16 protein-coding genes are annotated in these 20,683 nt (G+C 70.3%); 11 read left to right on the plus strand and 5 right to left on the minus strand.

The genetic code is table 11. The features are described 5' to 3' along the window. From ACLJPL_RS13220 to ACLJPL_RS13240, 5 genes are all read left to right on the plus strand, one after another. Positions 1-196: integrase core domain-containing protein (locus ACLJPL_RS13220; protein ID WP_411080990.1), on the plus strand; the 196-nt coding region annotated here is incomplete at its 5' end. 326 nt (positions 197-522) lie between these two features. Next, entirely contained in the window at positions 523-3,096 is a 2,574-nt protein-coding gene (locus ACLJPL_RS13225; RefSeq protein ID WP_411080991.1) for a DUF4118 domain-containing protein, read from the plus strand. Positions 3,097-3,190: 94 nt separating this feature from the next. After that, complete coding sequence (locus tag ACLJPL_RS13230; protein ID WP_411080992.1) at positions 3,191-3,883, plus strand: response regulator; 693 nt, start codon at positions 3,191-3,193, stop codon at positions 3,881-3,883. A 75-nt stretch (positions 3,884-3,958) separates the two neighbouring features. Further along, the gene (locus ACLJPL_RS13235; protein WP_176725505.1) at positions 3,959-4,375 is read left to right on the plus strand and encodes an OB-fold nucleic acid binding domain-containing protein; all 417 of its coding nucleotides are present in this window, start codon (positions 3,959-3,961) and stop codon (positions 4,373-4,375) included. Between the two features lie 3 nt (positions 4,376-4,378). After that, positions 4,379-5,173: a DUF3159 domain-containing protein gene (locus tag ACLJPL_RS13240; protein WP_411080993.1), complete on the plus strand. Its 795-nt coding sequence runs from the start codon at positions 4,379-4,381 to the stop codon at positions 5,171-5,173. An 89-nt stretch (positions 5,174-5,262) separates the two neighbouring features. On the opposite strand, the gene ACLJPL_RS13245 is transcribed toward ACLJPL_RS13240, so the two are convergent. Together ACLJPL_RS13245 and ACLJPL_RS13250 are read right to left on the minus strand one after the other, a co-directional pair. Beyond that, positions 5,263-5,943, minus strand: coding sequence for a potassium channel family protein (locus tag ACLJPL_RS13245; RefSeq protein ID WP_411080994.1), 681 nt, complete (start codon positions 5,941-5,943; stop codon positions 5,263-5,265). After that, the gene (locus ACLJPL_RS13250) at positions 5,943-6,611 is read right to left on the minus strand and encodes a potassium channel family protein (protein WP_411080995.1); all 669 of its coding nucleotides are present in this window, start codon (positions 6,609-6,611) and stop codon (positions 5,943-5,945) included. The genes ACLJPL_RS13245 and ACLJPL_RS13250 overlap by 1 nt, the downstream gene beginning before the upstream one ends. 344 nt (positions 6,612-6,955) lie before the next feature. Here ACLJPL_RS13250 and ACLJPL_RS13255 point away from each other — a divergent pair, with 344 nt between their 5' ends. Together ACLJPL_RS13255 and ACLJPL_RS13260 are read left to right on the plus strand one after the other, a co-directional pair. Further along, positions 6,956-9,004, plus strand: coding sequence for an APC family permease (locus ACLJPL_RS13255; protein ID WP_411080996.1), 2,049 nt, complete (start codon positions 6,956-6,958; stop codon positions 9,002-9,004). A gap of 134 nt (positions 9,005-9,138) precedes the next feature. Further along, on the plus strand, positions 9,139-10,467 hold the full coding sequence (locus ACLJPL_RS13260; RefSeq protein ID WP_411080997.1) for a class I SAM-dependent RNA methyltransferase: 1,329 nt from the start codon (positions 9,139-9,141) through the stop codon (positions 10,465-10,467). A gap of 58 nt (positions 10,468-10,525) precedes the next feature. On the opposite strand, the gene ACLJPL_RS13265 is transcribed toward ACLJPL_RS13260, so the two are convergent. Both ACLJPL_RS13265 and ACLJPL_RS13270 read right to left on the minus strand, forming a co-directional pair. After that, positions 10,526-11,335 (minus strand): SAM-dependent methyltransferase, encoded by an 810-nt coding sequence (locus ACLJPL_RS13265; RefSeq protein ID WP_411080998.1) that lies wholly within the window; start codon positions 11,333-11,335, stop codon positions 10,526-10,528. A 91-nt stretch (positions 11,336-11,426) separates the two neighbouring features. Further along, positions 11,427-13,079: a SpoIIE family protein phosphatase gene (locus tag ACLJPL_RS13270; protein ID WP_411080999.1), complete on the minus strand. Its 1,653-nt coding sequence runs from the start codon at positions 13,077-13,079 to the stop codon at positions 11,427-11,429. Between the two features lie 613 nt (positions 13,080-13,692). Here ACLJPL_RS13270 and ACLJPL_RS13275 point away from each other — a divergent pair. Continuing rightward, the gene (locus ACLJPL_RS13275) at positions 13,693-16,914 is read left to right on the plus strand and encodes a Tn3 family transposase (protein ID WP_411081000.1); all 3,222 of its coding nucleotides are present in this window, start codon (positions 13,693-13,695) and stop codon (positions 16,912-16,914) included. A gap of 67 nt (positions 16,915-16,981) precedes the next feature. Here ACLJPL_RS13275 and ACLJPL_RS13280 read toward each other — a convergent pair whose 3' ends face one another. Then, positions 16,982-17,386, minus strand: a complete 405-nt coding sequence (locus ACLJPL_RS13280; protein ID WP_411081001.1) for a MerR family transcriptional regulator — start codon at positions 17,384-17,386, stop codon at positions 16,982-16,984. Between the two features lie 80 nt (positions 17,387-17,466). On the opposite strand from ACLJPL_RS13280, the gene ACLJPL_RS13285 reads away from it, so the two are divergent. From ACLJPL_RS13285 to ACLJPL_RS13295, 3 genes are all read left to right on the plus strand, one after another. Then, a complete protein-coding gene (locus tag ACLJPL_RS13285) occupies positions 17,467-18,279 on the plus strand; it encodes an alpha/beta fold hydrolase (RefSeq protein WP_411081002.1) in 813 nt (270 codons plus the stop codon). 35 nt (positions 18,280-18,314) lie between these two features. Further along, positions 18,315-19,484: an MFS transporter gene (locus ACLJPL_RS13290; protein WP_411081003.1), complete on the plus strand. Its 1,170-nt coding sequence runs from the start codon at positions 18,315-18,317 to the stop codon at positions 19,482-19,484. 120 nt (positions 19,485-19,604) lie between these two features. After that, positions 19,605-20,672 carry a tyrosine-type recombinase/integrase gene (locus tag ACLJPL_RS13295; RefSeq protein WP_411081004.1) on the plus strand — a complete coding sequence of 356 codons (1,068 nt, stop codon included), beginning with the start codon at positions 19,605-19,607 and terminating at the stop codon, positions 20,670-20,672. Positions 20,673-20,683: the final 11 nt, after the last annotated feature.

The raw sequence follows: 20,683 nt of genomic DNA on the forward strand, positions 1-20,683 counted from the left end.
CAACGGCAAAGTCGAACGCTTCAACCGCACCCTCGCCGACGAATGGGCCTACCAGCGGCCCTACACCTCCAACACCGAGCGCACGGCAGCCCTGGCAGACTTCCTCCACACCTACAACCACCACCGCTGCCACACCGCACTCGGAGGCCAGCCCCCGATCAGCCGAGTCAACAACCCTGCGGGTCAATACAGCTAGGGCATGTCCGGCGGATCTTGACCGGGTCCGCGACGCCTGGCACGGCCCCAGCCGTCAGGTCGTGACCTCAGCGGTGCGCCGTCACGGCGGCGGCCGAGTATGTGGTGACCTCCGTTGTACGTCGTCACGGCGGCGGCCGGTGGGCCGCATCCCTTCCCGGGGTGCGGCCCACCGGCTTTTCCGCGCCCGGCCCTCCCGCGCCGTGGCTCCGACCGCCTCCCGGCCCTCCGAGCGGGACCCGCGCGGAGTAGCGTCGAGGACGGCAGCCGCACCGGGCGCCACCGGCCGGGGACTCCCACGGCCGGACGGTAGAAGACAATGGGGCCATGGGACGCGGCACACTCCGGATCTACCTGGGCGCGGCGCCGGGCGTCGGCAAGACGTACGCGATGCTCTCCGAGGCCCACCGCAGGGTCGAGCGCGGCACCGACTGCGTGGTGGCCTTCGTGGAGCACCACGACCGGCCGCGCACCGAGGCGCTGCTCCACGGCCTGGAGCAGGTCCGGCGCGGCGAGATCACCTACCGCTCGGCCGTCCGCACCGAGATGGACGTGGAAGCCGTCCTGGAGCGCGCCCCCGCCGTCGCCCTGGTGGACGAGCTGGCCCACACCAACGTGCCGGGCTCCCGCAACGCCAAGCGCTGGCAGGACGTCGAAGAGCTGCTGCGGGCCGGCATCGACGTCATATCGACGGTGAACATCCAGCACCTGGAGTCGCTGGGCGACGTCGTCGAGTCGATCACCGGCGTCCCGCAGCACGAGACCGTGCCCGACGAGGTGGTGCGGCGGGCCGACCAGATCGAGCTGGTCGACATGTCGCCCCAGGCGCTGCGCCGCCGGATGGCGCACGGCAACATCTACCAGCCCGACGAGCTCGACGCCGCCCTGTCCAACTACTTCCGCCCCGGCAACCTCACCGCCCTGCGCGAGCTGGCCCTCCTCTGGGTCGCCGACCGGGTCGACGAGTACCTCCAGCAGTACCGGGGCGAGCACGACATCCGCACCACCTGGCAGGCCCGCGAACGCATCGTCATCGGCCTGACCGGCGGGCCCGAGGGCCGCACCCTCATCCGCCGCGCCTCCCGCATGGCGGCCAAGGGCTCCGGCAGCGAGATCCTCGCCGTCTACATCGCGCGCAGCGACGGGCTGACCTCCGCGTCGCCCAAGGAGCTCGCCGTCCAGCGCACCCTGGTCGAGGACGTCGGCGGCACGTTCCACCACGTCATCGGGGACGACATCCCCGCGGCCCTCCTGGAGTTCGCCCGCGGCGTCAACGCCACCCAGATCGTGCTGGGCTCCAGCCGCCGCAAGAGCTGGCAGTACATCTACGGCCCCGGGGTCGGCGCCACCGTCGCCCGGGAGTCGGGGCCCGACCTGGACGTCCACATCGTCACGCACGGAGAGGTGGCCAAGGGCCGCGGACTGCCCATCGCGCGCGGAGCCCGGCTCGGGCGGGCCCGGATCATCTGGGGCTGGCTCGTCGGCGTCGCCGGCTCGGTCCTGCTCTCCCTGCTGCTGCGGAGCCTGGAGAACGGGCCCGGCCTCGCCAACGACGTCCTGCTCTTCCTGTTCCTGACGGTCGCCGCCGCCCTGCTCGGCGGACTGCGGCCCGCCCTCGCCTCGGCCGCGGTCGGCGTCATGCTCCTGAACTACTGGTTCACCCCGCCGACCCACACCCTGACCGTGCAGGACCCCGAGAACTTCGTCGCCATCGTGATCTTCTTCGCGGTCGCGGTGGCGGTCTCCTCGGTGGTGGACCTGGCGGCCCGGCGCACCCACCAGGCCGCCCGGCTGCGGGCCGAGTCGGAGATCCTCTCCTTCCTGGCGGGCAGCGTGCTGCGCGGCGAGACCGCGCTCGACGCCCTGCTGGAGCGGGTCCGCGAGACCTTCGCCATGGAGTCCGTCGCCCTTCTCGAACGCGCCAGCGACGTCGAGCCGTGGACCTGCGCCGGGTCTGTCGGGCCCGCCCCGGTCGCCCGCCCCGATGACGCGGACGTGGACATGCCGGTCGGCGACAACATGGCGCTCGCGCTGTCGGGCCGGGTGCTGCCCGCCGAGGACCGCCGGGTGCTCGGCGCGTTCGCCGCCCAGGCTGCCGTCGTCCTGGACCGCCAGCGCCTGGTCGGGGAGGCCGAGCAGGCCCGCAGGCTCGCCGAGGGCAACCGGATCAGGACCGCGCTGCTCGCCGCCGTCAGCCACGACCTGCGCACCCCGCTCGCCGCGATCAAGGCCGCCGTCAGCTCGCTGCGCTCCGACGACGTCGCCTGGTCCGAGGAGGACGAGGCCGAGCTCCTGGAGAACATCGAGGACGGCGCCGACCGGCTCGACAACCTGGTGGGCAACCTGCTGGACATGTCCCGCCTCCAGACCGGCACCGTGACCCCGCTGATCCGCGAGATCGACCTCGACGAGGTCGTGCCGATGGCGCTCGGCGGCGTCCCCGAGGGCAGCGTCGAGCTGGACATCCCCGAGACGCTGCCCATGGTCGCCGTCGATCCTGGGCTGCTGGAGCGGGTCGTCGCCAACATCGTGGAGAACGCCGTCAAGTACGGGCCCGGCGGGGAGCGCATCGCGGTGGCCGCCAGCGCGCTCGGCGAACGCGTCGAGCTCCGGGTCGTCGACCGGGGGCGCGGCGTCCCCGACGAGGCCAAGGAGCGGATCTTCGAACCGTTCCAGCGGTACGGAGACGCCCCGCGCGGCGCGGGGGTGGGCCTCGGCCTCGCCGTCTCCCGGGGCTTCGCCGAGGCCATGGGCGGCACGCTGGACGCCGAGGACACTCCCGGCGGCGGACTGACCATGGTCCTCACGCTCACCGCCGCACCGGGACGGGCCCCGACCCAGGCCGCCCGGACCCGGCCCGACCAGGCTCAGGCGGCGCGCCCCGCGGAGGCCGCCCCATGACGGGCCGGCCCCGCGTGGGGCCCGCCCCCGCCCCGTACAGCCATCACAGCCATCACGGCCTCCCCGGCCTCCCCAGCAGAAAGGCAGGTCCCCGATGACTCGGGTGCTTGTGGTCGACGACGAGCCGCAGATCGTACGCGCCCTCGTGATCAACCTGAAGGCGCGCGGTTACGAGGTCGACGCGGCGGCCGATGGAGCGACCGCCCTCCAGCTCGCCGCCGCCCTCCACCCGGACGTCGTCCTCCTCGACCTCGGGCTGCCCGACATGGACGGGGTCGAGGTGATCAAGGGCCTGCGCGGCTGGACCCGGGTCCCGATCCTCGTCCTCTCCGCGCGCCACACCTCCGACGAGAAGGTGGAGGCTCTGGACGCGGGGGCCGACGACTACGTCACCAAGCCGTTCGGGATGGACGAGCTGCTGGCCCGGCTGCGCGCCTCCGTACGCCGGTCGGAACCGGTCGGGCAGGACGTCCCCGGGGACGTGGCGGTCGTGGAGACGGCCGGCTTCACCGTCGACCTCGCGGCTAAGAAGGTGCACCGCGCGGGCCGCGACGTACGGCTCACCCCCACCGAGTGGCACCTCCTGGAGGTCCTCGTCCGCAACGGCGGCCGCCTGGTCAGCCAGAAACAGCTCCTCCAGGAGGTCTGGGGCCCCTCCTACGGCACCGAGACCAACTACCTGCGGGTCTACATGGCCCAACTGCGCCGCAAGCTGGAGACGGACCCCTCCCACCCCCGGCACTTCGTCACCGAGCCCGGCATGGGATACCGCTTCGAGCGCGGCTGAGGCGCACCGGTTCACCCTTTCGAGTGGTCCACCCGGGCCTCCGTACACGGCGCGCGGGACCGGTACCCTTCGGGTATGAGTGCTGTTCCCCGACACGAGAAGGCCGGCAGGGCGGAGAGGCCGTCCGGGCGCTTCCGCCGCATGCTCGACCGGCTCTCCAGCTCCCAGGAGGACCTGGAGTCCCAGGAGCTGCGGGAGGACGCCCAGGCCACCGGATGCACCCGGATCTCCGAGTGCTCGGACCGGCAGATCGTGAAAGTGGCTGGTACGTTGCGGACCGTCACCCTCCGTCCCCGGGCCGGAGTGCCCGCCCTGGAGGCGGAGCTCTTCGACGGCACCGAGCCGCTGGACGTGGTCTGGCTGGGCCGGCGCTCCATCGTCGGCATAGAGCCCGGCCGCCGGATCATCGCCTCGGGCCGGGTCGCCATGAGCCACGGGCGCCGGGTGCTGTTCAACCCCACATACGAACTCCGACCGCTCGGCAAGGAGTAGCCGGTGACGTCTCTCGACAAGCCGACGTCCGACACGGACCAGCCCCACCGCACCGAACAGCGTGACGCCGGCGGGAGGCACGCCGCTCAGCAGGACGCCGAGTCGAAGGCGGTCACCGAAGCCGCCCTCTTCGAAGCCTTCGGCGGCGTGCGCGGCATGGTGGAGACAGTCCTGCCCGGACTGCTCTTCGTCACGATCTTCACCATCAACAAGAACCTGCACGTCTCGGCCATCGCCGCCCTGGCCGTGTCCCTGGCCCTGGTGGCCGTCCGGCTGATCCGCCGGGACACCGTGAAGCACGCCTTCAGCGGCGTCTTCGGGGTGGCCTTCGGTGTCGTCTTCGCGATGATGACGGGCAACGCCAAGGACTTCTACCTGCCCGGCATGCTCTACACGCTGGGGCTGGCCGTCGCCTACCTCGTCACCGCCGCCGCCGGGGTGCCGCTGATCGGGCTGGTCCTGGGCCCGGTCTTCAAGGAGAACCTCTCCTGGCGGACGCGTAACCCGGGCCGTAAGAAGGCGTACACGAAGGCCAGTTACGCCTGGGGCCTCATCCTGCTCGCCAAGTGCGCGATCCTCTTCCCGCTCTACTGGTGGGGCGACACCACTCAGTTCGGCTGGGTGCTGGTCGCGCTGAAGATCCCGCCGTTCCTGCTCGCGGTGTACCTGACCTGGGTCTTCCTCGCCAAGGCGCCGCCGCCCATCGACGTCTTCGCCGAGATGGAGGCCGAGGAGCAGGCCGAGAAGGACCGCAAGGCGGCGCAGGCCGCGGCCGGGCTCCGCAACCCGGAGGCGTAGAACGCACGTACAGGAGGGGCCCGTGACCGTACGACGGTCACGGGCCCCTCCTGTGTCCTCGCGTCAGCTCTCGGACAACGGTCCCCGCGTCAGCTCTCGGACGACGGGTCGCGGCGGACCGACAACAGGTCCTCCAGCTGCTCCTCGCGCGCCTGGGCGGCCACGAACAGCAGCTCGTCACCGGCCTCCAGGGACTCCTCCGGGCTCGGCGTCAGCACCCGCGTACCGCGGATGATGGTCACCAGCGAGGTGTCCTCGGGCCACGCCACCTGGCCGACCCGGGTGCCGGCCAGGGCCGACTCCGGCGGCAGCGTCAGCTCCACCAGGTTGGCGTCGCCGTGGCTGAAGCGCAGCAGCCGGACCAGATCGCCGACGCTCACCGCTTCCTCCACCAGGGCCGACATCAGGCGCGGCGTCGAGACCGCGACGTCGACGCCCCAGGACTCGTTGAACAGCCACTCGTTCTTCGGGTGGTTGACCCGCGCCACCACCCGCGGCACGCCGTACTCGGTCTTCGCGAGCAGCGAGACGACCAGGTTCACCTTGTCGTCGCCCGTCGCCGCGATCACCACGTTGCAGCGCTGCAACGCCGCCTCGTCCAGCGACGTGATCTCGCAGGCGTCCGCGAGCAGCCACTCGGCCGAGGGGACCCGCTCCACCGAGATGGCGCTCGGCGCCTTGTCGATGAGCAGCACCTCGTGCCCGTTCTCCAGGAGCTCGGCGGCGATGGAACGGCCCACCGCGCCCGCCCCGGCAATCGACACACGCATCAGTGACCGCCCTCCTCGGGACCCTCGGCGAAGGACTCTTCGACCTTGGCGATCTCGTCCGTACGCATCATCACGTGGACCAGGTCGCCCTCCTGCAGGACGGTCTGCGACGTCGGCAGAATGGCCTCCCCCAACCGGGTGAGGAAGGCGACGCGCACGCCCGTCTCCTCCTGGAGCGTGCTGATCCGGTGGCCGATCCAGGACGGCGTCGTGTGCACCTCGGCGAGCTGCACACCCCCGCTCGGATCGCGCCACAGCGGCTCCGCGCCGGACGGCAGCAGCCGCCGCAGCATCTGGTCCGCCGTCCAGCGCACCGTCGCCACGGTGGGGATGCCCAGACGCTGGTAGACCTCGGCCCGCTTCGGGTCGTAGATGCGGGCCGCGACGTTCTCGATGGAGAACATCTCGCGGGCCACCCGGGCCGCGATGATGTTGGAGTTGTCGCCGCTGCTGACCGCGGCGAACGCCCCGGCCTCCTCGATCCCCGCCTCGCGGAGGGTGTCCTGATCGAACCCGACCCCGGTGACCCGGCGGCCGCCGAACCCGGACCCGAGGCGGCGGAACGCCGTGGGGTCCTGGTCGATCACCGCGACCGTGTGCCCCTGCTGCTCCAGGGTCTGCGCGAGAGCTGCTCCGACACGCCCGCAGCCCATGATGACGATGTGCACCGTGCGTCTACCTCGCCGTCCTGGTCATCCGGCTGACCTGCGAAAACACCCTGCTCACACTTCTCTCTCAGCTTGCCGGGCAAACAACGGGGCAACCACCACCGCGTTGCCCACGCCTGAGCTTATGCCGCCTCGCACCCCCTGCCTCATCCGCGTGCGCGTTCCACCGGGCCACGGGGCGAAGCCGGCCCGGCACCGCGGCAAAGAGGGGGTAGAGGGCGCGGTGCCGGTCGCAAGGATTCCGTTAAGGATTGTGGCCCGATTCCGCTCCTGTCGCAGGAGACAAGGGGGCCACGGCGAACAGGCGTCCTCCACCGCCACAGGCTCCGCTTACGATCCTCAGCGTGTCCAAACTGACCGACGTGCCCAAACGGATCCTGATCGGCCGGGCGCTGCGCAGCGACAAGCTGGCGGAGACCCTCCTCCCCAAACGCGTCGCGCTCCCCGTCTTCGCGTCCGACCCGCTGTCCTCGGTGGCGTACGCCCCGGGAGAAGTCCTCCTGGTCCTGTCCATCGCGGGCGTGTCGGCCTACCACTTCAGCCCGTGGATCGCGCTGGCCGTCGTGGTCCTCATGTTCACGGTCGTCGCCTCCTACCGGCAGAACGTTCGCGCGTACCCGAGCGGCGGCGGCGACTACGAGGTCGCCACCACCAATCTGGGACCCCGGGCCGGACTGACCGTCGCCAGCGCCCTGCTGGTCGACTACGTCCTCACCGTCGCGGTGTCGGTCTCCGCCGGCGTGGAGAACCTGGGCTCGGCGATCCCCTTCGTCATCGAGCACAAGGCTCTCTGCGCCACCGGCGCGATCGTCCTGCTCGCCCTGATGAACCTGCGCGGGGTCAGCGAGTCCGGGAAGCTGTTCGCCGTCCCCACCTACCTCTTCGTGGCGGGCGTGTTCCTGATGCTCCTGTGGGGCGCGTTCCGGGGGCTGGTCCTCGGCGACGCCATGCACGCCCCGACCGCCGACCTGGAGATCAGGGCCGAGCACCAGGGGCTCGCCGGCTTCGCGCTCGTCTTCCTGCTCCTGCGCGCCTTCTCCTCCGGCTGCGCCGCCCTCACCGGCGTGGAGGCGATCAGCAACGGGGTGCCCGCCTTCCGCAAGCCGAAGAGCAGGAACGCCGCGACGACGCTCGCCATGATGGGCCTGCTCGCCGTCACCATGTTCTGCGGGATCATCGCCCTGGCCATGGCCACCGACGTCAAGATGGCCGAGAACCCGGCGAAGGACCTGATCCGCGACGGCGTCCCGGTCGGCGGGGGATACACCCAGGACCCGGTGATCGCCCAGGTCGCGGAGGCGGTCTTCGGCCATGGATCGTTCCTCTTCATGGGCCTCGCCGCGGCCACCGCGCTGGTCCTCTTCCTGGCCGCGAACACCGCGTACAACGGTTTCCCGCTGCTCGGCTCGATCCTCGCCCAGGACCGCTATCTGCCGCGCCAGCTCCACACCCGGGGCGACCGGCTCGCCTTCTCCAACGGCATCGTGCTGCTGGCCGGCGCCGCCGTGCTGCTGGTCTGGATCTACGGGGCCGACACCACGCGCCTGATCCAGCTCTACATCGTCGGCGTCTTCGTCTCCTTCACCCTCAGCCAGACCGGCATGGTGCGGCACTGGAACCGCCACCTGGCCGCCGAGCGGGACCCCGCCCGCCGCCGGCACATGGTCCGGTCCCGCGCGATCAACGCCTTCGGGGCCTTCTTCACCGGCCTGGTGCTCGTGGTCGTCCTGGCCACCAAGTTCAGCCACGGGGCCTGGGTCGCGCTGCTCGGCATGGTGATCTTCTACGGCACGATGACCGCGATCCGGAAGCACTACGACCGGGTCGCCGCCGAGATCGCCGCGGACGACGCGTCCCCCGACGAGAGCGTCCGCCCCTCCCGCGTCCACGCGATCGTCCTGGTCTCCAAGCTCCACCGCCCCACGCTGCGCGCCCTCGCCTACGCCAAGCTGATCCGCGCGGACCACCTGGAGGCGCTCTCCATCAGCGTCGACCCGGCCGAGACGAAGGCGCTGCGCGAGGACTGGGAGCGGCGCGGCGTCGACGTACCGCTCAAGATCCTCGACTCGCCCTATCGCGAGGTGACCCGCCCGGTCATCGAGTACGTCAAGGGCCTGCGCCGCCAGAGCCCGCGCGACGTGATCAGCGTGTACATCCCGGAGTACGTGGTCGGCCACTGGTACGAGCATCTGCTCCACAACCAGAGCGCCCTGCGCCTCAAGGGCCGCCTGCTGTTCACGCCGGGCGTCATGGTCACCTCCGTGCCCTACCAGCTCCAGTCCTCCGAGGCGGCTAGGAAGCGGGCGCGCAGGCGAGCGAACTGGAGCGCTCCGGGTTCGGTACGGCGCGGCCCGGTGGAACGCAGGCACAAAGACCTGAACCGCAGGGGGTGACGGGGCGGCCCCCGCCTGTGGTGAGCACTCCGGCCACCGCCACGTAGACTGGTGGGCTGTCGTCCGGCGCTGTCGTCCGGGCGCGCACGCTCGCCCGCTCGCCCTCTCCCACCCTCCCCCTGGAGCCTCCCCTCATGCAGAACGCACCCACGTCGTCGCTGGTCGGGGAGGAGTACGAGGTCGAGGTCGGTCCTGTCGCACACGGCGGCCACTGCATCGCCCGTACGGCCGAGAACCAGGTCCTCTTCGTACGCCACACGCTCCCCGGCGAGAAGATCATCGCGAAGGTGACCGAGGGCGAGACGGACTCCCGCTTCCTGCGGGCCGACGCGGTACGGATCATCGAGCCGTCCAAGGACCGCGTCGAGGCCCCGTGTCCCTACGCCGGCCCCGGCAAGTGCGGCGGCTGCGACTGGCAGCACGCCAAGCCGGGCGCGCAGCGCCGCCTCAAGGGCGAGGTGATCGCCGAGCAGCTCCAGCGCCTGGCGGGCCTGAGCCCCGAGGAAGCCGGCTGGGACGGCACGGTCATGCCCGCCGAGGGCGACAAGCTCCCGCCGGGCGAGGTCCCGGCCTGGCGCACGCGCGTCCAGTACGCGATCGACGCGGACGGCCGGGCGGGCCTGCGCAAGCACCGCTCGCACGACGTGCAGCCGATCGACCACTGCCTGATCGCCGCCCCCGGGGTCTCCGAACTCGGCGTCGAGAAGCGGGAGTGGCCGCAGCTGGCCGCCGTGGAGGCGATCACGGCCACCGGCTCGAACGACCGCCAGGTCATCCTCACCCCGAAGCCCGGCGGCCGGCTCCCCCTGGTCGAGCTGGACAAGCCGGTCTCCGTACTCCGCGTCGAGGAGCACGACGGCGGCGTCCACCGCGTCCACGGCCGCGCCTTCGTCCGGGAACGCGCCGACGACCGCACGTACCGCGTCGGCTCCGGCGGCTTCTGGCAGGTCCACCCGCAGGCGGCCAACACCCTGGTCCGCGCGGTCATGCAGGGCCTGCTGCCCCGCAAGAACGACACGGCCCTGGACCTCTACTGCGGCGTCGGCCTGTTCGCCGGAGCCATCGGCCAGCGCATCGGCGAGAAGGGCGCGGTGCTCGGCATCGAGTCCGGCAAGCGCGCGGTCGAGGACGCCCGCCACAACCTCAAGGACCTGGACCGGGTCCGCATCGAACACGGCAAGGTCGACCAGGTCCTGCCCCGCACGGGCATCACCGAATGCGACCTGATCGTCCTGGACCCGCCCCGCGCGGGCGCGGGCAAGCAGGTGGTCAAGCACCTGTCGGGGCTGGGCGCCCGCAAGATCGCGTACGTGGCCTGCGACCCGGCGGCGCTGGCGCGGGACCTGGCGTACTTCGCGGAGAGCGGCTACAGGGTGCGGACGCTGCGGGCGTTCGACCTGTTTCCTATGACGCACCATGTGGAGTGCGTGGCGATTCTGGAGCCGGTCGCGAAGGGCTCCTGACCCGCTGTTTTGCGCGTGCGCGTTAACGGAATCCATACCCGGTGGACGCCGCGTCCGCTCAGGGCTTTCTGGCGACTGCCCCGTACATGGCGATGTCGCGGCCGTCGATGCCGTTCTGTTCCGGTCCGGGCCGCCAGGAGTGGACCTGGGTGACGCCCGGGTCCTGCAGCTCCAGCCCGTCGAAGTGCGAGGTGGCTGTGGCGAGTTCGCGCAGGACGAAGGGCATGCCTTGCTGGCGGTACTCCTGGGCGACCCGGTTGACCTCCTCTGGCGCGAAGTCTGCGGTGCCGATGGTCATCGCCAGGTAGCTGCCGGACGGCAGCGGGTCCAGCAGGCGTTGGACCAGGCGCCGGTCGTCCGGGGGCAGGATGAAGTGCATGATGCCGATCACCATGAGGCCGACGGGCTGGCTCGGGTCGATCAGCTCCCGGAACTCCTGGCTGCCGAGGATGGCGTCGGGGTCGTGCATGTTCGCGTCCACGTAGGCGGTTGCGCCCTCGGGTGAACTCTGCAGGAGGGCGCGGGCGTGAGCGAGGACGATGGGGTCGTTGTCGACGTAGATCACGTGCGATTCCGGGGCCACTTCCTGCACGATCTCGTGCAGGTTTGGGGACGTCGGAAGACCGGTTCCGATGTCGAGGAACTGGCGGATGCCCCGTTCCTCTGCCAGGAAGCGGGCGGCGCGGTGCATGAACCGGCGGTTCTCCAGCATGTGTACGGGCAGGGCGGGCCAGTGCCGGGCCATGGCGTCGCCTGCTTCCACATCCACCGGGTAATGGTCCTTGCCACCCAGGATGTAGTCGTACACCCGGGCGGAGTGGGCCCGTGTGGTTGCCAGCCCGCTGTGACGGTCGTTCGGCGTGTTCATGCAGAGCCTCTTTCGTCCGGGGACGGGCCTTCTCGACGGTATAGAGGCACTGTTACGGGCGCAAACGATGAGGTGGTCGATGCGGGAAGGGTCATGAGTCCGCCGACCGGGCTTGCAGGGCGATGATGGCGATGTCGTCCCGGCGGTGGTGAAGAGGCGGGAGAAGGCCGCGGACCAGGGAGCGCAGCGGGGAGCTCCGGCGGGCCAGCGTATTGGAGCGTTCACGCAGCCGCCGGAGGTTGTCACCGATGTCCGTGTCCGGCGTCTCCACCAGCCCGTCGGTGTAGAACACCAGGGTGTCCCCCTCACGCAGGTCTGCGTGGAGGGTGGTGCGGACGAGATCGTCGGTGACGCACAGGGGCGGGTCCGGGGGCGTGAGGCGGTGCAGGAACCGCGACGGCCCGGCCGCCGGGATCAGGAGGGGCGGCGGGTGCCCGGCGTTGGACAGGGCGATGTGCCAGCCGCCGGGTGTCTGGCGGCGCAGGACCGCGTGAACCGCCGTGACCATCGATGGACTGTCGAGGGCCTGCACGATGCGGTCGAGGCGGCTCAGGGTGACCGCCGGACTGGCGTCCGGGCCGCTGTCGTACACGAGCCCTCTCAGCATGCTGTTGACCCGTGCCATCGCCATGGCCGCGTCGAGGTCGTGCCCCGCGATATCGCCGATCGACAGGGCGAGGGCGTCGTCGGAGAGCCGGACGGCGTCGTACCAGTCCCCGCCAACCTCCGCCGCCGAGTCCGCCGGATGGTAGAGCGCGGTGATCGTGAGACCGTCGATAGACGGCGGGGCCGCCAGGAACGACTGCTGCAGCGCAAGCGCCTTGTCACGGATGCTCTGCAACTCCATCGTCCGGCGCAGCGGCCCACTCATCTGCTGGAAGACGTCCCGTAGCAGCGAGAGGTCTGCCTCGTCCGGGGGCGGGTTGCCCCGGCAGGTCGCGATCGCTGCCAGCGCGACGGTCCGGCCGTCCACCACCACGGGCACCAACGCCACTCCAGTCGCCCCGGCCTCCCGCAGCCACCGAACGGAAACGTCCGAGAGCCCGTCCCCGACAGGCCCGTCAGAGGGGAAGACCAGCAGCCGGGCCTTCTGGCTCTCGATGGCACGTTGGGCGACCGGACCCAGCGCGAAATCGGCGTCCAGCGGGGGCAGGGGAGGCAGCCCGGGGGCAAGCCCCACACGCTCCTTCGACGACGCGGCCGGTAGGTCGGAAGGGCGCGCACCGGCCTCGACGCCGTCCACCACGCGAAAGATGGCCACTGCATCAGCGAGCTCGGGCACGACGGCCGCCGCCGTCGTCAGAAAAGCCTCCGAAAGATCGCGGGCCGCGGGCACCGCCGCCATACGCGCCAGCAACTTCTCCCGCATACGGGCACGCCAATGCTCCTCCGCGTCGGTAGCCGTCCCGACGAACTCGACTTCACCGTCCTCGTCGACAACGGGCGCAGCGATGATCTTGACGTGGCGAAAGCGGTCGACGACACCGTCGACCCGCACCCTGACGATCGTGTCGAGAGGGGACCGCTGCTGCGTGGCCCTGCGCCACGCCCGCTGGAACCAGTCCCGGTCCTTGGGATGCACGGCATCCATCCACGAGGTATCAGTGCCGGGAGTCCACAGCTTCTCGGCGATCCCGCCTCCGGACAACACGGTGACGACACCGCCGGGCGACATCACCCATACCGACTGCGGCACGGCCCCCATGAGCGCCTCGTACCGCCTGAGGAGTCGGTCTTTGCTCACGGTCGTCCCATCCGACGCCGGGCCGGCGAGGCCGGGGAGGACCAGGCCGACGGCTTGGCACCGCCTACGGCCGTCTCCGATCGCCTCCGCCCGCCCCACTCTCCAGACGGCGCCAGTGGATCATCACCACTCATGCTCCGATAATCCCTCGCAACCCGCACATCAGCACACCCAGGCGCTCCGCGCGACCACCGAGCCCCCAGCGGCCGGCGGCGCCGCGGCACCTACCGTCGGCCGCGGAGTGCGGCTCGCGGGGGCAGTCCCAGGCAGCCGGAAGCGAGGACACGACCCTGATTGCGACCGGGACTCCCTCAGAACGGCACTGCGTGCGGGCTCTGGGGACACAGCCTGACTACGGGAGGCCCCTTTGGCCGCGCCAGACCTACTGCCACCGTGGGGAGGCGCGGTGCAGCACGGGTGAGCGGTCCAGGGGGACGACGAGCCGGCCGACCGGGCGCAGGATCGGTTCCGGGCGAGCTAGGGGTGTGACCGAGATACGCGCCAAAGGGGCAACGGAATGATCTTGAAGCCCTGAGCGCCCGTCGGCCGTCACCCATTCGGCTCAGTGTCGTTGGTGGTGATGTTGAGCGTCGTCTGGGGCCTGGGGTGGGTTGTGACATCGATTGAACGGACCGCGTATCCGCGGTTCAAGCGGCTGATCACCGCGCATGAGCTGCATCTGTTCTTCTCCCCGACCCGCGATGAGCTGGAGTGGGCGGCCGATGCCACGGACTGCGATGAGCATCTGCTGGCACTGCTGCTGATGCTGAAGTCGTACCGGCGCATGGGATGTTTCCCGGCGCTGGAGGACGTCCCGGAGATGGTGGTGGACTTCGTCCGGCGGGCGGTGGAACTGCCGGAGGGCACGCTGCCGGTGTACCGGGCTGAGCGGACCGCCAAGCACCACCGGGGCCTGGTCCGCAAGCAGGCCGGCGTGACATACGACCAGGCCAGGGCCCGCGGAATCGTCGAGCAGTCGATCCGCAAGGAGGCCGCGGCGAAGAACCGACCGGCGGACCTGATCAACATCGCGCTGGAGAAGGTGGTGGAGGCCGGGCTGGAGCTGCCCGGGTTCTCGACCTTCGACAAGATGGCCTCGAAGATCCGCACCGAGGTGAACGCGTCGATCTGCGCGGGCATCCACGACCGCATGAGCGCTGCTCAGCGGGCGGGGCTCATGCGGCTACTGGAGGAGCGCGACAGTGACGGGACGACGCTGTTCAACCGGCTGAAGAAGCCCGCCAAGGGCCCGACCTGGTCGCACTTCAAGAACCTGACCAAGCGTCTGGAATGGCTGGACGAGCTCGGCGACACCGACGTGTGGATGGACGGAGTCGCCGCGGGGAAGGTCACCGACTTCGCCGGGGAAGCGGACGCGGCGGACGCCTCGGAGCTGCGGGACTTCGTCCCCGTCAAGCGCATCGCGCTGGTCGCGGCCCTGACGCACAAGGCGAGGATGCGGGTGCGGGACGACCTGGCGACGATGTTCTGCAAGCGCGTGGCGACGAAGATCAAGAAGGCCAGGGTGGAGCTGGAGGAGATCCGGCTCGCCGAGCGGGAGATCGTCGAGTCCCTGATCGGGAACTACCGCACGGTGCTCAAGCACATCGACGAGGGCGGCCCGGCCCAGGAGGCGCTCGCGAAGGCCGCGGCCATGACTGCCGAAGCCCGCCAGGCCCTTCAGGGGCTGGACGAGGAGGCGCCGGTGGACGAGGTCGCGACGCGGCTGGAGGGCAGGCTCTCCCCGGCGGTCCTCTCCCTGGTGAAGGCCCAGGTGGTGCAGGCCGGCGGGTTCGGCGCGGTCACCCGCGCGGTGGAGGGCTTCGGTGGCTTCGCGAAGCAGTACGAGCAGATCGAGAAGGTTTCCGCCCATCACGGCAACTTCTGGGAAGTGCTGCTGTACGGGCAGATCGGCCGGGACCGGGCGGTGATGTTCGACCTTGCCGACAACGACAAGCTGAAGTTCACCGCGACCAGCGAGGACAGCCGGGTGCTGGACGCCCTCGCGCACGCCCAGCGCCACCAGGCGGCCCGCGGCGAGTACATCACCGCCTTCAACGAGGAGGGCAAGGAGGTCGACATCTCCTTCGCCACCCAGAACTGGCGCAAGGCCGTCCTCGACAAGACCCGCTCCGGGCAGTTCGTGCGCAAGCACTTCGAGGCGATGGTCTTCACCGCGCTCGCCGAGGAACTGCGCACCGGCGACGTCGCGGTGGTCGGCTCGGAGGAGTACGCCGACTGGTCCGAGCAGCTGCTGGCCTGGGAGGTCGTCCAAGAGACGCTGGGGTCCTACCTGGTGGAGGTCGGCCTCGCCGAGGTGGGCGAGAGCGCCGAGTTCGACGCGAAGTTCTTCCGCCGGCAGCTGGAGGACAAGCTGCGAAACGCCGCCGCAGCGGCGGACGCCGGGTACCCGGAGAACGACGGCCTGGTCATCGACCCGGAGACAGGCATCCCGTCGCTGAAGGCATTCCGGGCTGACGGCCAGCGGCCCTCGGCGAAGCGGCTGGAGCAGGAGATCAAGGCCAGGATGCCGGAGCGTTCCCTGATGGGCATCGTGGCCCGGACCGCGTACTGGGTGGAGTGGTGGCGCCGTTTCGGCCCGCCGTCGGGCAACGAGCCTAAGCTCACCGACCCCTTGGGCCGCTACGTGATCGTCACGTTCGTCAAGGGCACCAACATGGGCCCGTACGAGGCCGCCCGGCACATCCCCGGCGTGAGCGGACACGAGCTGTCGTACGTCGCCAACAAGCACTTCTCGATCGTGCTGCTGAACGAGGCGGTCGCCGACCTGGTGAACGCGCACGCCCGCCTGGACATCTCACAGGCGTGGGGCGACGGAACCGCCGTCGCGGCGGACGGCACCCACATGGATACCTATCTCGACAACCTGCTCTCCGAGACGAGCGTGAGGTACGGCAAGCCCGGCGGCATCGCCTACCACCACGTCTCGGACACCTACATCGCGCTGTTCACGCACTTCATCCCGTGCGGCGTGTGGGAGGCCGTCTACATCATCGAGGGCCTGCTGAAGAACACCAGCGAGGTACAGCCGACCACCGTGCACGCGGATACGCAGGGCCAAAGCTTCCCTGTCTTTGCGCTCGCCCACCTGCTGGGCTTCGACCTGATGCCCAGGATCAGGAACTGGAAGGAACTGACCTTCTACCGGCCCTCCAAGAGAGACGAGTACGTGCACATCGACGCCCTGTTCGGCGAGCCGGGCAAGCACGTCATCGACTTCGACCTGATCGAGTCCCAGTTCCGCCACCTGATGCGCGTGGCCGTCTCCGTACGCCAGGGCACCATCTCCTCCTCCACGCTACTCAAGCGCCTGCGCTCCGGGTCGAGGAAGAACGCCACCTACGCCGCCTTCCGCGAGGTCGGCCGCGTGATCCGCACCGTCCAGCTCCTGCGCTACCTCTCCGACGCACCGCTACGCCGGCGGGTGACCGCGGCGACCAACAAGGTGGAGTCGTTCAACCGATTCTCCCAGTGGATCGGCTTCGGCAACCGCGGCGTCATCGCCGACAACGACCCCATCGAGCAGGAGAAGGCGATGAAGTTCAACGCGCTGCTCACGAACGCGGTGATCTTCCACAACGCTCTGGACATCGCGGAGATCGTGCGGCAGCTACTGGAGGAGGGGTGGGAGATCGACCCGGAAGACCTGGCGCACATCTCGCCGTACCTCACCGAACACATCAACCGGTTCGGTGAGTACAGCACCCATGAACTCGGCATCCAGCCCGACGCGTACGACCCGAAACTCGACGTCGACTTCACCCCGCTACGCGAGCAGGACCTGACCGCCGCCGGTCTCGGTCAGGCCGCTTGACTGACCGCGAACCTTCTTGTGTGGGCGCCGCTTCGCAACGGCAAGCGGCTCGATCAGGGGCTTCCTGTCAGCTTGCCTCGGCAGCGGCAGGTTGAGTCGGCCTAAGTGTCCCGGCGCCCCCTGAGGGCGCGGCGGTGATGATGGTGTCGAGGATCGCGCGCGACGCCTGTAGGTCTTCGATGGCGCGGGTGATTCGCTCGCCCTCCCGCCGCAGTTGGGCGAGCAGGTCCGGGCAGGTGGGCACGAGGTGCTCGTCGTCCGCCCGGATGCACGGCAGGACCTGGGCGATCAGAGCGGTCGGAAGCCCGGCCGCCAACAGACAGCGAATGCGGCGCACTGTCTCGACGTCCGACTCGCCGTAGATGCGGTAGCCGCTGGGCAGCCTGTCGGGCGTCAGGAGTCCTTGCTGTTCGTAGTAGCGCAGCAGCCGCTCATGGACCCCGGTATGCCGCACCATCTCCTTCATGCGCATGCCGCTCGCCTCATTCCTGTTCCCCTTGCCCACGACGTGACTTGACTCTGACACCGATGTCGGAGTCTAGCGTCGGCGACATGACCACTGATCACGTGCTTCCCACCTCTCATCACCTCGACGTCCTCGTGCAGGGGCGCGGCCCCGCACTTCTGCTCGCGCACGGCGCTGGCGGCGGCATCGTGGGGAACTTCGGCCTCGTCCTCGACGACCTCGCCCAGGACCACACCCTCGTCGGCCCTCACTACCCCGGGGCCGGTGGCTCGGCCGTAGCCGTCGAACCCCTGGACCTGGACGACCTCGCCGACCGCCTGGTCGCGGCAACCGTCGCGGCCGGCCAGGACTCGTTCGCCGTCCTTGGGGAGTCTCTCGGCAGCGCCGTGGCCGTCCGGATCGCCACACGGCACCCCGACCGTGTCCGGGCCCTCGTCCTCACCGCCGGCTTCGCTGCCGCCGACCCCGTCCTGGCACTCGCCGCCCAGCTGATCAAGTCCTTGGCGGCTGCTGGTCAGTGGGAGGACGTGGCACGGCTCGCCCTTACGTCCTGCATGTCCCCGGCGGACCTCGCGGACCTCGAACCGGCCGCCCTGGACGAGCCAGCCGCCCAGACCCTGACCGCGATGCCGCCGGGCATGCTGGACCACTTCGACCTGGTGTCCCGCGTGGACGTCCGGGCCGACCTGGCTAAGGTGTCCGCCCCCACCCTGGTGGTGGTGCCGACCGGCGACCGACTGGTGCTGCCCGAGAGCTCCTACCGACTGGCCGCCGGCATCCCGGGCGCCCGGCTGGTCGAACTGCCTGGCGCCGCCCACGTCCTGAACCCGGCAGACCGGGCGACCTGGCTCCGCCACGTACGCGAATTCCTCGCCGCGCTCCCCGCCACGTCCGTGTGAGCGCTCCACTCCTCACGGATCAGGCCGGTCCGCCCGTGACGTCACCGGCCCGGCGCCGGGCCGGCCTGCTCGTTCTCGCCACCACGACCTTCGTCGTCGTCACCACAGAGCTGCTGCCGGTCGGGCTGCTGACGCCGATCAGCGACGATCTGGGAGTCACGCGATCACGGGTGGGGCTGTTGGTCACCGTGTACGCCTTCACCGTCGGCCTGACGGCAGCTCCGCTCACCCACTGGACCGCCGACTGGCCGCGCAAGCGCCTCTATATGGCCGTGAGTGCGGTCTTCTCCCTCGGCACCGTGCTCTCCGCAGTCGCGGAGAGCTACCCGATACTGGCGATCGGCCGGTTCCTGTGCGGAATGGCGCACGGGGTCTTCTGGTCGATCGTCGCCGGATACGCAGCCGCGCTCGCCCCGCCCGGCCGCTCGGGCCGCACAACAGCTGCCGTCTTCGCCGGAAACTCAACGGCTCTTGTTCTGGGCGTCCCCCTGGGCACCTTCCTCGGCGGCGTCGTCGGATGGCGCGGTGCCTTCTGCGCCGCGGCAGCCCTCGGTCTCGGGGCACTCGCCGCCGCCCAGCGACTCTTGCCCCACATACCCAATTGCTGCGCCCCACCGCAGTCGACAGGACTCGGCAGCGCGCTACGCCTGCCCGGCCTACGGCGCATGGTGACAGCAACCGCGCTGCTCATCCTCGGACACTTCACCGTATACACCTACGTGACCCCCCTCCTGCACGACGCCGCTGCCTTCAGCGAGGCCGCCACCAGCATGCTCCTGGCCTTGTACGGACTGGCCGGCTTCCTGGGGACATGGCTCGGCGGTGTCCTGGTGGACCGTCGCCCGCACACCGTCTTACTCGGCACCGTCGCCCTGATGGCCGGCTCACTGGTGCTGCTCGGTGCGAGCATCCGACTGCAGCCACTCGCCGTGGTAGCCGTGGCCCTATGGGGCGTTGCCTTCGCCGCACTGCCGGTAGTGCTGCAATCGAGCGTTCTCCGCCTGGGAGCCACTGCACCCGACGCCGCGTCCTCCTGGTACGTCTCCGCGTTCAACCTGGGCATCGGGGGAGGAGCCCTGACCGGCGGACTGCTGAGTAGCTCCCCGGTGACGCTGCTCCCGTGGATGGCACTGATCCCCGTGGTACCGGCCTTCGTCATTGCCTGGACCACACGGGCAGCCCTCTCGCATCCACAGTCGCGGTAAATGCCGGATTTACTGCGGCAGAGCCCCTACGGTGATCGCTGCGACCTGCGGTGGACCAATCCGGCTGCCGGGGCGAGGTGTACGCATTTACTGCGGCAACACCGGGAGAGCGGAGAGGGCATGACGATCGAACCGGTGATCGAACTCGGGAGCGGGGGCGCGTTGCGTGTACCGCGCGCCCGCGTTGTGCCCATGTCCGCCCCTCCCGCGTCGTACACCGCGGCGGTCGAGCGCTACCTCACCGGCGCGGGCATCGCGAAGTCCTCCGCACGGATCTACCGGATCTCGCTGACGACATGGGGATGGATGCTCACCGGCGAACTGGCACCGACCGGACCCGCCCGCCGGGGCGCGAAGCCGCCTGTCTTCCCCGTCGACGCGATCGATGACCCGGGGCTGCCCGAGGTGCTGGCCGAGCTGGCGGCGGCGCGGGCGGACGAGATGGACGCCGACACCGTCAACCGGGAGTTGTCCATCGCGCGCAAGGCGATCGGCTGGTGGCAGCGCCAGGGCTGGATCGAGTGCGATCCGACGATCGGCATCGAGCGGCGGCCGGCGCCGCCGGACCGCACCAAAGCTCTCGCGGAGAACCAGATCGCCGCCCTGTGGCGCCTCGACGTCGCCCTCCGGGAGAAGACGCAGTGGAAGATGCTCTACGAGTCCGCCGCACGGGCCGACGAAGTGCTGTGCCTGAACGTGGAAGACCTGTACCCGCAGGACAAGCGGGGGAAGATCACCGCCAAGGGCGGGGCGATCGAGTGGATTCACTGGCAGTCCGGCACCGCCCAGCTCCTGCCCCGCCTCATCGCCCGCCGCACCCGCGGCCCGCTGTTCCTCACCGACCGCAAGGCGCCGGCCGGAACGGCGACACTCGACGTGTGCCCGGAGGCCGGCCGGGCCCGGCTCTCCTACCGTCGCGCTGAGGAGATCTTCGAGGAGAACACCCGGCTGCTGGCCAACCCCCTCGCCTCGCCCGACGACATCGAGGATTTGGACGGCTGGACGCTTCACCGGCTACGGCACAGTGCCCTCACACACGACGCGGAAGACGGCACCTCCACCCCGATGCTGCTGGCTCGCTCCCGCCACGCCTCTGTCCGTTCCCTGGAGCGATACGCACGGCCTGGCGTCGACTCGGTCGCTCGGCACGTCGCCGAACGCGACCCCGCTGCACGTCGCCGCACATAGATCCGAGCGGA

This window comes from Streptomyces sp. cmx-18-6 (assembly GCF_046548915.1).
Classification (GTDB): Bacteria; Actinomycetota; Actinomycetes; order Streptomycetales; family Streptomycetaceae; genus Streptomyces.

What these genes read in the sequence shown, in the direction of transcription:
- ACLJPL_RS13265 (WP_411080998.1), bottom strand. Translation starts at nt 11,335, where the DNA reads ATGAACACGCCGAACGACCGTCACAGCGGGCTGGCAACCACACGGGCC.
- ACLJPL_RS13285 (WP_411081002.1), top strand. Translation starts at nt 17,467, where the DNA reads ATGACCACTGATCACGTGCTTCCCACCTCTCATCACCTCGACGTCCTC.
- ACLJPL_RS13245 (WP_411080994.1), bottom strand. Translation starts at nt 5,943, where the DNA reads ATGCGTGTGTCGATTGCCGGGGCGGGCGCGGTGGGCCGTTCCATCGCC.
- ACLJPL_RS13260 (WP_411080997.1), top strand. Translation starts at nt 9,139, where the DNA reads ATGCAGAACGCACCCACGTCGTCGCTGGTCGGGGAGGAGTACGAGGTC.
- ACLJPL_RS13230 (WP_411080992.1), top strand. Translation starts at nt 3,191, where the DNA reads ATGACTCGGGTGCTTGTGGTCGACGACGAGCCGCAGATCGTACGCGCC.
- ACLJPL_RS13295 (WP_411081004.1), top strand. Translation starts at nt 19,605, where the DNA reads ATGACGATCGAACCGGTGATCGAACTCGGGAGCGGGGGCGCGTTGCGT.
- ACLJPL_RS13235 (WP_176725505.1), top strand. Translation starts at nt 3,959, where the DNA reads ATGAGTGCTGTTCCCCGACACGAGAAGGCCGGCAGGGCGGAGAGGCCG.
- ACLJPL_RS13225 (WP_411080991.1), top strand. Translation starts at nt 523, where the DNA reads ATGGGACGCGGCACACTCCGGATCTACCTGGGCGCGGCGCCGGGCGTC.
- ACLJPL_RS13280 (WP_411081001.1), bottom strand. Translation starts at nt 17,386, where the DNA reads ATGCGCATGAAGGAGATGGTGCGGCATACCGGGGTCCATGAGCGGCTG.